The sequence below is a fragment of the Rhodanobacter ginsengiterrae genome (assembly GCF_050026815.1).
Classification (GTDB): Bacteria; Pseudomonadota; Gammaproteobacteria; order Xanthomonadales; family Rhodanobacteraceae; genus Rhodanobacter; species Rhodanobacter ginsengiterrae.
In genome coordinates, this window is record NZ_JALBWO010000057.1 from 326,434 (window position 1) to 340,553 (window position 14,120).

10 protein-coding genes are annotated in these 14,120 nt (G+C 67.0%); 8 read left to right on the top strand and 2 right to left on the bottom strand.

Annotated elements, in window-relative coordinates; translation table 11 throughout:
- Positions 1-9 precede the first annotated feature (9 nt).
- Both hemH and ACQGNJ_RS16520 read left to right on the top strand, forming a co-directional pair.
- Entirely contained in the window at positions 10-1,146 is a 1,137-nt protein-coding gene (gene hemH / locus ACQGNJ_RS16515) for a ferrochelatase (RefSeq protein WP_426690339.1), read from the top strand.
- A complete protein-coding gene (locus tag ACQGNJ_RS16520) occupies positions 1,130-1,981 on the top strand; it encodes an alpha/beta fold hydrolase (RefSeq protein ID WP_426690340.1) in 852 nt (283 codons plus the stop codon). Before hemH ends, ACQGNJ_RS16520 begins: the two co-directional genes overlap by 17 nt.
- Before the next feature lie 5 nt (positions 1,982-1,986).
- Here ACQGNJ_RS16520 and ACQGNJ_RS16525 read toward each other — a convergent pair whose 3' ends face one another.
- A complete protein-coding gene (locus ACQGNJ_RS16525; RefSeq protein ID WP_426690341.1) occupies positions 1,987-3,699 on the bottom strand; it encodes a dipeptidyl-peptidase 3 family protein in 1,713 nt (570 codons plus the stop codon).
- 128 nt (positions 3,700-3,827) lie between these two features.
- Here ACQGNJ_RS16525 and ACQGNJ_RS16530 point away from each other — a divergent pair, with 128 nt between their 5' ends.
- The 4 genes from ACQGNJ_RS16530 to ACQGNJ_RS16545 all read left to right on the top strand — a co-directional run bounded on the left by ACQGNJ_RS16530 (position 3,828) and on the right by ACQGNJ_RS16545 (position 8,202).
- Positions 3,828-5,198, top strand: a complete 1,371-nt coding sequence (locus ACQGNJ_RS16530) for a TCR/Tet family MFS transporter (RefSeq protein WP_426690342.1) — start codon at positions 3,828-3,830, stop codon at positions 5,196-5,198.
- Complete coding sequence (locus ACQGNJ_RS16535) at positions 5,195-5,701, top strand: DUF1993 domain-containing protein (RefSeq protein ID WP_426690343.1); 507 nt, start codon at positions 5,195-5,197, stop codon at positions 5,699-5,701. The genes ACQGNJ_RS16530 and ACQGNJ_RS16535 overlap by 4 nt, the downstream gene beginning before the upstream one ends.
- 102 nt (positions 5,702-5,803) lie before the next feature.
- Positions 5,804-7,450 (top strand): NAD(P)/FAD-dependent oxidoreductase, encoded by a 1,647-nt coding sequence (locus ACQGNJ_RS16540; RefSeq protein ID WP_426690344.1) that lies wholly within the window; start codon positions 5,804-5,806, stop codon positions 7,448-7,450.
- Between the two features lie 92 nt (positions 7,451-7,542).
- The gene (locus tag ACQGNJ_RS16545; protein ID WP_426690345.1) at positions 7,543-8,202 is read left to right on the top strand and encodes a DsbA family oxidoreductase; all 660 of its coding nucleotides are present in this window, start codon (positions 7,543-7,545) and stop codon (positions 8,200-8,202) included.
- A 2-nt stretch (positions 8,203-8,204) separates the two neighbouring features.
- Here the strand turns inward: ACQGNJ_RS16545 and ACQGNJ_RS16550 are convergent, their stop codons facing one another.
- Entirely contained in the window at positions 8,205-11,156 is a 2,952-nt protein-coding gene (locus ACQGNJ_RS16550; protein WP_426690346.1) for a bifunctional diguanylate cyclase/phosphodiesterase, read from the bottom strand.
- Positions 11,157-11,372: 216 nt separating this feature from the next.
- On the opposite strand from ACQGNJ_RS16550, the gene dinG reads away from it, so the two are divergent.
- Both dinG and ACQGNJ_RS16560 read left to right on the top strand, forming a co-directional pair.
- Entirely contained in the window at positions 11,373-13,490 is a 2,118-nt protein-coding gene (dinG, locus tag ACQGNJ_RS16555) for an ATP-dependent DNA helicase DinG (protein ID WP_426690347.1), read from the top strand.
- Positions 13,487-14,047: a HutD/Ves family protein gene (locus ACQGNJ_RS16560; RefSeq protein WP_426690348.1), complete on the top strand. Its 561-nt coding sequence runs from the start codon at positions 13,487-13,489 to the stop codon at positions 14,045-14,047. The genes dinG and ACQGNJ_RS16560 overlap by 4 nt, the downstream gene beginning before the upstream one ends.
- Positions 14,048-14,120: the final 73 nt, after the last annotated feature.

Genomic DNA, 14,120 nt, shown 5'->3' on the forward strand with positions numbered 1-14,120 from the left:
ACCACCGCCATGCCATTCAGCAACAACTATACCGGCCTTGCCGGCTATTCCCACGACCCCGGCATGGCCGCCGTTCAGGCTGGCGTACTGCTGGTCAACCTGGGCACGCCGACGGCGCCGACGGCACAGGCGGTGCGCCCGTACCTGGCCGAGTTTCTCGCCGACCCGCGGGTGATCGAGTACCCGCGCTGGCTGTGGTGGCTGATCCTGCATGGGGTGATCCTGCGCGTGCGGCCGAAGCGTTCGGCGCACGCCTACGGCAAGATCTGGGAAGAGCGCGGCTCACCGCTGCGCTTCGGCAGTGAGGCACTGGCCGCCGGCCTGCAGGCGGAGCTCGCGCGGCAACGGCCGCAGGCGCCGGTCAAGGTGGCGCTGGCGATGCGCTACGGCGAACCCTCGGTGAAGCCGACGATCGAACAACTGCAGCGCGAAGGCGTACGCCGGTTGCTGGTGCTGCCGTTGTATCCGCAGTATTCGGCCACCTCGACCGGTTCGGTGCTGGACGCCGTCGCCGACACCCTCAAGCAGCTGCGCTGGCCGCCGGAGCTGCGCATCGTCAACGACTACCACGACCACCCGGCGCACATCGAGGCGCTGGCACAAGGCATCGAAAGCTGGTGGGCAACGAACGGTCGCGGCGACAAGCTGCTGCTGTCGTTCCACGGCATTCCCGAGCGCTACCTGCACGAAGGCGATCCGTATTTCTGCCAGTGCCACGCCACCGCGCGGCTGTTGCGCGAACGCCTGCAGCTGGACGAGCAGCAACTGGTGCTCAGCTTCCAGTCGCGGGTGGGGCGTGAACGCTGGCTGCATCCGTATACCGATGCCACCGTGCGCAAGCTTGCCGCCGAAGGCGTGCGCCAGCTCGACGTGGTCTGCCCCGGCTTCGCGGTGGATTGCCTGGAAACACTGGAAGAGATCGCCATGCAGAATCGTGATTTCTTCATTGGCGCCGGTGGCGAAAACCTGCGTTACATCCCCGCGCTCAACGACAGCCCCGGCCAGGTGCGCAGCCTCGCCTCGCTGGTGCTGCAGCACACCCAGGGCTGGCCGGAGTTCGCCGCCGACTACGATGCCGAAGCCGCCCGCCGGCGACGCATCCAGGCCGGACAGCGCGCCAGGAACCTGCGTGCCGACGCCGACTGAATTCACCATCACGCTGCCGCAGCGTTCGCTGCGCGCCCAGCGCTGGGGCGCTGCCTCGCTGCCACCGCTGCTGGCCCTGCATGGCTGGCTGGACAATGCCGGCAGCTTCGCCCGTCTTGCGCCGCTGCTGGCCAGCCGTCATCACGTCATCGCGCTGGAGCTGCCCGGTCATGGCCACTCCGACCATCTGGCACCAGGCAACAGCTATCACTACCTTGACTATGTGCGCGATGTGATCGTCGCGGCCGACATGCTCGCTCTTGCGCGGTACACCCTGCTGGGACATTCGCTGGGCGCCGGCATTGCATCACTGGTCGCGGCCGCGGATCCCGGGCGCATCGGGCAACTGCTGCTGATCGAGGGGCTGGGACCGCTGGGCGATGACGGCAGCCACACGCTGCAACGCTTCCGCGAAGCGGTGGCGCCGCGCAACGGCAACAGCAAGCGCCTGCGCGTGTTCTCCAGCATCGAACAGGCGATCCAGGCGCGCAGCATGGTCAGCGGCCTGGCCGCCGAACTGGCGCGCCCGATCGTCGAGCGCGGCCTGGTCGAAGTCGAGCACGGCTGGAGCTGGCGCAGTGATCCGACGCTGACTCGGCCGAGCCCGACGCGGCTGGCCGAGTCGCAGGTGCACGCGCTGCTGCGCGGCATCAGCGCGCCCACCTCACTGCTGCTGGCGCAACCGGCGACGTCCTATCTGCCCGGCGGCCCGATGCAGGCGCGCGCCGACTGCGTGGCGCAGATCAGCGTCGAGCACATGGACGGCGGCCACCACCTGCATCTGGAGCATCCGCAAGCGGTCGCCGACTGGATCAGTCGCGCCCCGTCAGCGTAGGCCAATCAGGGCTTCTTCAGGCCCAACACGTCCAGCCCCTGTTCGAAGCGGATGTCGACCGGGATGTGCGCCTGGTCCAGCCGCTTGAGGTCGCCGGCCAGTTCGGCATCGACGGTGCCCATCTGGTCCGTAAGCTGCTTCGCCGCGGCGTAGTCGCCATCGCCCTGGATGGTCAGCAGTTTCGCCGACAGCGCGTTCATCGCCGCGGTCATCTTGTCGAAATCGACGCGGTAGCGACCGGTGGTTTCATCGCGATTGAACGCGCCCTGCTGCTTGAAGAAGTTGAAGCGCACCATGTTCGCCTTGGCATGCGCGTCGCTGGCGCCGAAGCGCACCGAGCGCAGGATGCCGGCAAGGAAGGTGACGTAGTTGTCCATCAGCTTCGACTTGTCCAGCTCGCCCTTGTCGGCCAGCTTGGTCACCATGTACAGGCCGAGGATGTCGGCCTTGCCTTCCTCGAAGCTGGAGGCCTGGTCCTTCAGCGCCTTGCGCACGGTGCCCTTGCCGTCGAGGGTTTCCTTGATGCCCAGCCCGTGCGCCACTTCGTGGAACATGGTGTTCTGGAAGAACGCGTCGAAGGTGAGGTTCTTCTGCTGGTCGTCGGCGATCAGCTCATGGGCGATCGGCAGCATGATCTTGTCGAACTTCGCCTGCATCACGTTTTCCAGCTGCAACCGGCGGGTGCCTTTCTTCAGCTGCACCTGCTCGTCGTTGGGCAGGTTGATGGCGATGGTCTTGGCGCCCACGTTGGCGTCGCCACCGTAGTAGATCGCGAAGTAGGCATTGAGGTCGGCGTCGGAACCGGGCTTCTCGGTCTTGTACTTGTCCGCCACCGGCAGGCCGCGTTGCAGTTCGGGCAGGTATTGGGCGAAACGCGCCAGCTTCGCGCTCCATGCCTGGTCCTTGATCAGCACATAGGATTCATAGCTGGCCTTGTAGCCGAACAGCTGGTCTTCATAGGTCTCGATCGGCCCGATCACGATGTCGACCGGATTGGTCTTCATCGCCATCCAGGCGAAGTCACTGGGCTGGTAGTCGTCGCTGAGCAGCGCTTCGGCACGCATCGTGAGGTAGTTGCGGAAGCCGGCATCGCTGGCCAGTTTCGCCGCCTCGCGCAGCAGGCCGGCGGTCTTTTCCAGTTCGGGCTTGTACGCCTGGTGATACGGCACGGTGATCAGCTGGCCTTGCGCATCGCGGCGCACCAAGGTGTACAGCCCGGACTTGTCCTTCAGCGGGGATTGCTCGAACTCGGCCTTGCTCATGTCGGCCGGATAGAACTGCGCACCGGCCGGGCGCGCACCGATACCGGCGACAAACGGCCGATCGTTGTCCAGCCGGTCCCACGGACCGTAGTTGATCTCGGCAAATTCGCGCGTGGCCGGGTCGCTGATCTTCTGCAGCAATGCATCCTTGTCGCCCCAGCCCTGCTGCCAGTACAGCGCGTTCATGCTGTCGGCCGCCTCGACCAGCAGCGCAATCATCTGCTGCTGCTTCGCATCGAACTTCGACAGGTCGGCGGTGAGTTTCACCGTGGCGTAGTCGGCCAGATGCTTTTGCACCGCAGCGGCCGTTTCGCCGGCGCCCGGCATGGCGGCGCTGGCCGCCGGCGCCGGCGCCAGTTCTTCCTTGGACACCGGCGCGGGCGCTGCGGCGTCCTGCCGGGAAGAACAGGCGGCGAGCGCCAGCATCAGACAGACGGGAAGCAGACGTCGAAGCATGATCGTGTCCTGGGCGAAGGAGAGGTGCCATGGTATCGCGGCGGCAGCGCGGTGATACCTGACCAGCTGCACATGCCGCACGGCCCGTGCTTCGGTTATCGTCGCAGTCCCTCTGCTTCGCCACGCCCATGGACCAGCCGCCGATTCCCGCCGCTCCGCGCCATCGTGCCGCGCTGGCCTTCATCTACGTCACCGTGCTGCTGGACATGCTGGCGTTCGGCATCATCATTCCGGTGCTGCCGCATCTGATCGAGCAACTGGCCGGTGGCGGCATCGCGAAGGCGGCCTGGTGGGTGGGCATCTTCAGCACCGTTTTCGCGATCGTGCAGTTCGTGTTCGCGCCGGTGCAGGGCGCGCTCTCCGATCGCTATGGAAGGCGACCGGTGATCCTGATTTCCAACCTCGGGCTGGCGGTGGATTTCGTGATCCTGGCGCTGGCACCCACGCTGTGGCTGCTGTTCGTGGCGCGGGTGCTGCTGGGCATGACCGCAGCCAGCTTCAGCACCGCCAATGCCTATGTCGCCGACATCATCCCCGCGGAGAAACGCGCCGCCGCGTTCGGCGTTCTCGGCAGCGCGTTCGGGCTGGGCTTCATCATCGGCCCCGGGCTGGGCGGTTTCCTCGGCGGGATCGCGTTGCGGCTGCCATTCTGGGTGGCCGCCGCGCTGGCGCTGTGCAACTTCCTGTATGGCTGCTTCATCCTGCCCGAATCGCTGCCGAAGGAACGTCGCACCGCGCGCATCGAGTTGCACAGCGCGCACCCGTTCGGCTCGCTGAAACTGCTGCGTCGCCAGCCCCAGGTGTTCCAGTTGGCGCTGGTGCTGTTCCTGGTCTACCTGGCGCATTACGTATTGCAGACAGTGTTCGTGCTCTATGCGGACTATCGCTACAGCTGGGGGCCGCAGGCGGTCGGCTACGTGCTGATGCTGGTGGGCGCGTGCGACGGCTTCGTGCAGGCGGTGCTCACCGGCAAGCTGGCGCCGCGCTTCGGCGAGCGACGCGTACTGCTGGCCGGCATGCTGTTCGGCGTGGGTGCATTCCTGGTGATGGGGCTGGCCGATGTCGGCTGGGCCTTCCTGTTTGGCGTTCCGCTGCTGGCCTTGTGGGGACTGGCGATGCCGCCGATCCAGTCGCTGATGACGCAACAGGTCGATCCGTCCGAGCAGGGCCGCCTGCAGGGTGCGATCGGCAGCCTGGGCAGTTTCGCCGGCATTTTCGGGCCATACCTGTTCGCGCAGATTTTCGCGCTGTCGATCGCGCCGGGTTCGGCGATCCACTTGCCGGGTGTAGCCTTCCTGCTTTCGGCCACGCTGATGCTGATCGGCCTGGTGATGGCCGCGCGTGCGACACGGCGGCTGTCACCGCCCGGCGCCAGCGCGCAGATCGAAGAACCGCTGCCCGCGATGCCGCCGGTTGAGATGCCGCCGTTCGTCGCGATCCATCCCTCTGCACCGTCCCACCCTCCCCAAGCCATCCACGACCAGGAAGATCACCCATGACACTTTCCATGTACCAGGCCTCTGTTCCCGTTTTCGTCCGTGCACTGGGCAACCTCACCCACGTGCTGGAGAAGGGCGCGGCGCACGCCAAAGCGAAGAACGTCAGCGACGAAGTGCTGCTGCAGACGCGGCTGATTCCCGACATGCTGCCGCTGATCAAGCAGATCCAGATCGCCTGCGACATGGCCACCCGCGGTACCGCCCGCCTGGCCGGCATGGAGCCGCAGAGCTTCGAGGACAATGAGACCACGCTGGAGCAGGCCTACGACCGCATCGCCCGCGCCACCGATTACATCAAGAGCTTCACGGCCGCGCAGATCGACGGCAGCGAGACCCGCGCGATCCAGCTGAAGATGCGCAACGGCGAAATGAATTTCGAAGGCCAGGCCTACCTGCTGGGCTTCCTGATTCCCAACCTGTTCTTCCACTGCACCACCGCCTACAACATCCTGCGCGAGGCGGGCACCGACATCGGCAAGATGGATTTCATCGGCCAGGCCTGAATCGGGCAGGCCTGAGTGGCATGCGCCGTCGCGACCCTCGCGACGGCGCGATATCTGCGAAAATCGCCGCATGCATCTCACGCCCCTCCGGATAGCTGGACCATGCTGCGACTGACCGACCTCAAGCTGCCCCTCGATCACGACGAGGCCGCACTGGGCGCGGCCATCCGCCAGCGGCTGCACGTCGAAGCAAGCGACGTCCACGGCTTTACCGTGGCGCGGCGCGGCCACGACGCGCGCAAGCGGGGCGCGATCCTGCTGGTCTATGCGCTGGACATCGACACGCCGCGCGAAGCCGAGCTGCTGCAGCGTTTCGCCGACGACCCGCACGTGCAACCAACACCGGACACCGATTACCACTTCGTGGCCAAGGCGCCGCCGCAGCTCGAGCACCGCCCGCTGGTGATCGGCTTCGGCCCCTGCGGCTTGTTCGCGGGACTGATCCTGGCGCAGATGGGTTTCCGCCCGATCATCCTCGATCGCGGCAAGGCCGTGCGCGAGCGCACCCGTGACACCTGGGACCTGTGGCGCAAGCGCAACCTGCATCCGGAGTCGAACGTGCAGTTCGGCGAGGGCGGCGCCGGCACCTTTTCCGACGGCAAGCTGTACAGCCAGATCCGCGACCCGCAGCACCATGGCCGCAAGGTGCTGACCGAGTTCGTCAAGGCCGGCGCGCCGGAGGAAATCCTCTACGTCAGCAAGCCGCACATCGGCACCTTCCGGCTGGTGACGATGGTGGAGAAAATGCGCGAGACGATCGAGTCGCTGGGCGGCGAGATCCGTTTCAGCCAGCGCGTCGACGACCTGCTGATCGACACCGACGCAGCCGGCGTGCGGCACGTGCGCGGCGTCACCCTGGCCAGCGGCGAGCAGCTGCGCGCCGATCACGTGGTGCTGGCCCTGGGCCACAGTGCGCGCGACACGTTCGAGATGCTGCACGCGCGCGGCGTCTACCTGGAAGCGAAACCCTTCTCGATCGGCTTCCGCATCGAGCATCCGCAGTCGGTGATCGACCTGGCCCGCTTCGGCCCTCAGGCTGGCCACCCGATCCTCGGCGCAGCCGACTACAAGCTGGTGCATCACTGCAAGGGCAGTCACGCCGGCAGCGGCCGCTCGGTGTACAGCTTCTGCATGTGTCCCGGCGGAACCGTGGTGGCTGCCGCCAGTGAACCGGGCCGCGTGGTCACCAACGGCATGAGCCAGTACTCGCGCAACGAACGCAATGCGAACGCGGCGGTGGTGGTCGGCATCGAACCGTCTGACTTTGCCGCGTTTGACGCCAGCGGCAGCCCGCTTGCCGGCATCGCCCTGCAACGCACGCTGGAAAGCCATGCCTATGCATTGGGCGGCGAGAACTACAGCGCTCCGGCGCAACTGGTCGGCGACTTCCTCGCCGGCCGTGCCTCACGCCAGTTCGGCGACGTGCAGCCGTCCTACCAACCCGGCGTCAGCCTGGGCAGCCTCGACAGCGCGCTGCCCGAGTACGCCATCGCCGCGATCCGCGAAGCGCTGCCCGCATTCGAGCGGCAGATCCGCGGCTACGCGATGCACGACGCCATCCTCACCGGCGTCGAAACCCGCACCTCTTCGCCGGTGCGGATCAAGCGCGACGACAGCCTGCAAAGCCTCAACACCCGCGGCCTGTACCCCGCCGGGGAAGGCGCCGGCTACGCCGGCGGCATCCTTTCGGCGGCGGTGGACGGCATCAAGGTGGCCGAGGCGGTGGCGCGGGATATCGCCGGGCCCTGAGCTGTTGGGCGGCGATTGATTGCCTGCCGCTGCGACCTCATCTCGGAGGCATCGGGCTTTCCGCCTGCCACGCTTCCGATCGAGGTATTGCCATGACCACGCCTGTCCCGCTGCGCATCGATTTCGTCTCCGACGTCTCCTGTCCGTGGTGCGCGATCGGCCTGGCCTCGCTGCAGCAGGCGCTGGCGAAGCTGGAGGGCGAGGTCAGCGCCGAAATCCATTTCCAGCCATTCGAGCTGAATCCGCAGATGCCGCCCGCGGGCGAGGATTCCACCGAACACCTGGTGCGCAAGTACGGCAGCAGCGCCGAACAGATCGACGCCAATCGTGCGGCGATCCGCGAACGCGGCGCGGCACTGGGTTTCACCTTCAACATGGATCGGCGCAGCCGCGTCTACAACACCTTCGACGCGCACCGATTGCTGCATTGGGCTGAACTCGAAGGTCGTCAGCTGGCACTGAAGCAGATGCTTCTGCGCGCCTACTTCACTGATGGCGAGGACGTCAGTGCGCACGACACCTTGCTGCGGCTGGCCGGCGAAGTCGGGCTGGATGTGGATCGCGCCCGCGCGATTCTGGCTGGCGACGAATTCGCCGACGAGGTACGCGTGCAGGAGGCGTTCTTCCAGAGCCGTGGCATCCATTCGGTGCCGGCCACCATCATCAACGGCCAGCACCTGATTTCGGGTGGCCAGCCGCCGGAAGCTTTTGAGCAGGCCTTGCGCCAGATTGCGGCGGGCGACGCGGCCTGACTTCAGCCGGTGACGCCGCGCAATGGCGGTGTCACCATCGGCGCGGGACGTCCGAGCAAATAGCCCTGGCCCATCTCGCAACCCATCGCGATCAGCGCACCGCGCTGGATCGGCGTCTCGATGCCCTCGGCGATCATCTGGATGTTCAGCGCGCGCGCCAGCGCCAGGATCGCCGCGACCACGGTGGTACCCGACGTGTTCGCCCCCTTGTCCAGCTCGCTCACGAAGGCGCGATCGATCTTCAGGATGCGCAGCGGCAGCGAGTGCAGGTAGCTCAGTGACGAATACCCCGTGCCGAAATCATCCAGCGCCGCGCCGACGCCGATCAGGCGCAGTCGGTCCAGCATGCCGCGCACATGATCGGGATTGTCCAGCAAGGCACCTTCGGTGACCTCCACCACCAGCCGCGACGGGGACAGCCCGGTCTTCTCCAGCAGCTGCACCAGGCGGTGGTCGAAATCCGCATGGCGCAGATGCAGCGCCGAGACGTTGATGGTCATGAATGTGTCGTCGCTGCCGTGGCGAAGCAGTCGCTGGCAGCTCAGCTCGAACATGCGCCAGTCGATCGCCTCGACCAGTCCGCTGTCCTCGGCGATCTTCAGGAAATCGCCGGGGACCAGCACGCCGCGTCGCGGGTGGTTCCAGCGGATCAGCGCCTCGTAACCGAGCACGCGGTCGCTGCCGTCGAGGGCGCAGATCGGCTGGAAATAGGGCTCGAATTGATCGCGCTGCAGCGCCTGGCGCAGCTCGCCTTCCAGCGCCAGCACGTCGACCACATTCTTTGCCAGCGTCTCGTCGAACATCGCGTAGCGCTTGCGGCCGAGTTCCTTGGCCCGATAAAGCGCGATGTCGGCATCGCGCAGCATCTCGTCGGCGGCCGCATAGTGGTCGTCGCCCATCGCGATGCCGACGCTGGCGGTCACTTGCAACTCCTTGCCGGCGATCAGCATCGGCGGACCCAGTGCATCCAGGATTCGCTGCGCCACAGTGGCGGCTGCCGGCGGCAGTTCTTCCTGTTCCAGCAGGATCGCGAATTCGTCGCCGGCCAGGCGCGCCACCAGATCGGGATGACGCACGCAGGCGGCCAGGCGATTGGCCACTTCCTTCAGTACCTCGTCGCCGGCCAGGTGGCCGAGGCTGTCGTTGATGATCTTGAAGCGATCCACATCCAGGTACAGCAGCGCACAGCGCTGGTCCGCGTTGTGCCGCATCGTGGCCAGCACGCGGTCGATGCGGTCGCGCAGGTAGCTGCGGTTCGGCAACCCCGTCAGCGAATCGTGCATGACCTGATGGCGTAGCTGATCCTGCATGCGCTCGCGCTCGATGATTTCCTTGCGCAGCGCCAGCGTGCGTTCTTCCACCCGCTGCTCGAGTTCACCGTAGGCACGCCGCAGCGTCTCGGCCGAGCGGCGCCGGGTCAGGCTGTTGGCGATCTGCGACGCGGCAAAGCTGAGCAACTCCTGGTCGGCCGGGCCGTACACCACCTCGGGCCGGTAGCTCTGCACGGTGACCAGGCCGATCACTTCATCGCCGACGATCAGCGGCACGCCCAGCCAGCACATCGCCGGCGAGCCCATGCGACCGGGCGCGATCTCGCCGCGCCGCTCGAGCTCCTCGATCTGCGCATTGTCCAGGCGCAGCTCGGTGCCGTGACGCAGCACGTACTCACTCAGGCCGCGGCCCAGCGGACGCTCCGCCGGCGGTGCCAGCACGGCGTCGACGGAATAGGGAAAGGTCAGCTTGCGGCGATCGTCGGAAAGCAGGGCGATGAAGAAGTTCTCGGCGTTCAACAGTTCGCCGACCACGCCGTGGACACGCCGGTAGAAGGCGTCCTGGTCGATATCGGCGGTGGCCATCTCGGCAATCCGGAACAACGCCGCCTGCAGCTGCTCGGCGCGCTGACGCTCGACGACTTCCAGCTGCAGGCCACGATTGGCCTCGGCCAGCTGCATGGTGCGCAGCTGCACCTGGCGCTCCAGCTCATCCTTGCCCTGCTTGCGCTCGAGCGCGGTGAGGATGTGGCTGCCGACAAACTGCAGCAGGGCCAGATCCTCATCGCTGAAACCGATGTTCTGCTGGTAGCTCTGCACCACCAGCACGCCGCCGACATGACCCTCGCGCAACATCGGAACACCCAGCCAGTCGTGACTGTCCGGCCCGATCAAGGTGACCGGCCCCGGCGCCTGGCTGCGCAGTTCCTCGGCGTTGCCCATGCGTGCGTTGCCGTCGCTCATCACGTACCAGGTCAGGGTGTGCTCGATCGCACTGAGCGGCATGTCTTCGCCGTTGCCGGGAACCGTCGAGTCCTCGACATCGACGTAGTAGAGAAAGCGGATCGTGTCCTCGTCGGAGGACCGCGTCACGATGAACAGGTTTTCCGCGTACATCAGCGTGCTGACGATGGCGTGAATGCCGCGCAGCATGTCCGGCATGTCGCGCTCGGAGCCGGCCAGATCGGAAATCGCAAACAGCGCGCGCTGGAGATTCTCCGAACGCTCCAGCTGTTGATGCGAGTCACGCAGCTCGACCCACTCCAGTGAGCGTTGCAACAGCTGGCCGGCCAGCTGCAGCGGCACCTCCCACTCGGCGAACAGGTCCGGCGCGCTGGCGCGATCCACCTGCATCACCAGCACGGCCGGCTCGGGGGCTTCGCACAGGCGCCAGGCCACTCGTTGTCCGTCCGCATGCCAGACCGGCCCGGACTTCGCGCGCGCGGATGCCAGCCAGGCGGCGTCGGCCGGCATCACCAGCCCCTGGGTCAGCCGCTGCGCGGTCTGCTCATCATGCGTTCCGCAGAGGATTTCGGCCGCAGCGCAACGCGAATCACTGCCGAGCAGCCCGGCCAGGGTCGTGAGGACTTCTTCCGGGGTGTGCGCCATCACCAGCCGGGCCAGCCAGCCCACCTGCTGCGATCCCTCGTACGGCGTCGAGCCCACGGCACCCGCCTGCTTCATCGATGAAGACTCCCTGCTCCGAGCCTGCCAACGCCGGTTGGTCAGGATACCCCTTCATGCCGGCTCGGCAAGGCCTCGTCCGGCCCGGTCGAGCCTGCCTGCATGGGGCAGAACACGCAATACCGATAGACTGCGGCTTTGCATTCGGTCACCCGTGCCTGCCGACGATCCTCTTCGCGGCCGGCCGCGGCCGCGCCACAGGTTGCTGATTCGCCCATGCTCGCCGACACCACCAAAGACGCCATCCGCGCCGCCTATGCGCGACTGAAGGACGGCCTGCCGGGCTTCCGTGCGCGCGCCTCGCAGGGGCGCATGATCGCCGAGGTGGCCAAGGCATTCGGTCAGACCGGCGGCGTGGCGGTGATCGAGGCGCCAACCGGCACCGGCAAGTCGATGGCCTACCTGATCGCCGGCGTCGAGGTGGCGCGTTTCCAGAAGAAGAAGCTGCTGATCGCCACCGCCACGGTGGCGCTGCAGGAACAGCTGGTACAACGCGATATCCCGCTCTACCTGCAACTCAACGGGATCGAGGCGAAGGTGGCGCTGGCCAAGGGCCGCGGCCGCTACCTGTGCCCGCGCAACCTGCTGATGGCGGCCAACAGCATCCAGGATGCGCAGATGGGCCTGGCCGGCTTCGAGTCGGACCTCATGCTGTGGGCCAAGCCGCCACAACCGCGCGACAAGCAAGCGCTGGCGAAACTGCGCGTGGCGTTCGACCACCACGAATGGAACGGCGACATGGACACCGCGCCGGAACCGGTCAGCGACCTGCTACGGCCGATGATCACCACCAGCGCCGGCGGCTGCACCGGGCGCAAGTGCGGCCAGTTCATGATCTGCCCGTTCTTCGCCGCGCGCCGCGCGGTGGACGACGCCGAGATCATCGTGGCCAACCAGGATCTGGTGCTGGCCGACCTGACCATGCCCGGCGAAGGCGGCGCCGATGGCGTGCAGGGTTGGGGCGGCGTGATCCTGCCGCGGCCGGACGAAACGCTGTACATCTTCGACGAAGGCCACCACGTGCCGGGCAAGGCGATCGACCGCGGCGCCGCCGAGGTCTACATGACCGCCACCGTGCGCCAGCTGAGCCGGCTCGGGCGACAGGTGCACGCCGCCTATTCGCTGACCGACAAGGAACGCCTGGGCAAGCTCGGCCTCGACCAGGGCGACGAGAAATTGCAGGAACTCAGCAACACGCTGGAGGAACTGGAGAAGGAGATCCGCCTCGGCTGGTTGCCCGATCCGGCCGAGACCGAGCCGATGTACCGCGGCTCGCTGGGCCAGCTGCCCGAACCGTGGGTGGAGCACGCGCGCGTGCTCGACGTGCTTACCGGCGAGGTGCAGCGCTGGCTCGCCGCGGTGCGCCGCGCGGTGGTCGAGATGACCGACGGCGGGCCGACCCAGGAAGCCTTGTCGCGCGAGCTGGGCATCGCACTGGAACGCATCGGCAAGCAGGCTTCCTGCTGGCGCGCCTGGTCCAGTGAGGATCCGGAAAATGGCCCCCCGCTGGCACGCTGGGTCACCCTGGGCGCCGACCAGCAACTGGTCTGCCATGCGTCGGCGGTGTCCGCCGCGGGCCTGCTGCGCAATGTGCTGTGGGACAACGCCAGCGCCGTGGTGATGACCTCGGCCACGCTCAGCGCCGGCGGCAACTTCCGCGGCTTTGCCGATGCCGTCGGCCTGCCCGACGACGCGGTGACGCTGAGCCTGCCCTCGCCGTTCGACCTTGCCGCACAGGCGCGATTTGAAGTGCCAGCCATGCGCACCCTGCCGGACGCACGCGAGGCGCACGCCGAGGAGATCAGCCAATGGCTGGCCGAAAACCTCGACTGGGATGCCGGCAACCTGGTGCTGTTCACCTCGCGCATGAAGCTCGACCGGGTGCTGCAGAAGCTGCCGATCGCGCAGGTGCGCAAAGTGCGTGCGCAGGGCTCGCTGGGCAAGTCGCAACTGGTCGCCGAGCACTGCGCCGAGATCGAGGCCGGCAAGGGCAGCACGCTGTTCGGGTTGGCCTCGTTCGGCGAAGGCCTCGACCTGCCGGGAAAATTCTGCGAGACGGTGGTGATCACCCAGTTGCCGTTTGCGGTGCCCACCGATCCGGTCGGCGCGACGTACGCCGAATGGCTGGAATCGCGCGGGCGCAACCCGTTCATCGAGGTCAGCATTCCCGAGGCCACCCGCCTGCTCACCCAGTACTGCGGCCGGCTGATCCGCAACGAGACCGACCACGGCCGCATCGTGCTGCTGGATCGCCGCGTGGTCACCAAGCGCTACGGCGCCGGCATGCTGCGCGCGCTGCCACCGTTCGAGCGCGTCATCGAGCGAAGCCCATGATCATCCGCCTCACCGACTGTCCCTCGCAGCCATGGAAGAACGGGCTTGGCCGCACCCGCGAAATAGCCGTCCAGCCGTCCTCGGCGGAGGGCAGTGATTTCGACTGGCGGATCAGCATCGCCGAGGTGGACAGCGCCGCGCCGTTCTCGGTGTTTCCCGGCATCGACCGGCAGATCGTGTTGCTCGATGGCGACGGCTTCCGCATGACGCTGGACAACCAGCGCACGCATGCACTGACCCAGCCACTGGTTCCGTTCGCCTTTCCCGGTGAGGCCAGGGTCGCGGTGAGCCTGGCCGGCGGCCCGACCCGCGATTTCAACCTGATGCTGCGGCGTGCGCGGGTGCGCGGCGAGGTACAGGCATGGACCGGGCCGGAAGCGCGTCAGCTGCCCGCAGGGACGGTGCTGGTCTTCTGTGCCGCAGGCTCGATGGTTACGCCCGACGGGCGCCTGCACGCCGGCGACAGCTGGCGGCCGGACACGGAAGATGGCGCAATCATTGCCCTGGACGAGGACGCACGCGCCCTGGCGGTTCGCATCGAATGCCTGGCCCGCTGAACCAGCGTCGTCGCGGGGTGCCGTGAGTCATCTGTGGCCGCCGAGCCGGTCGCGCTAGAATTCCCGCCATCCC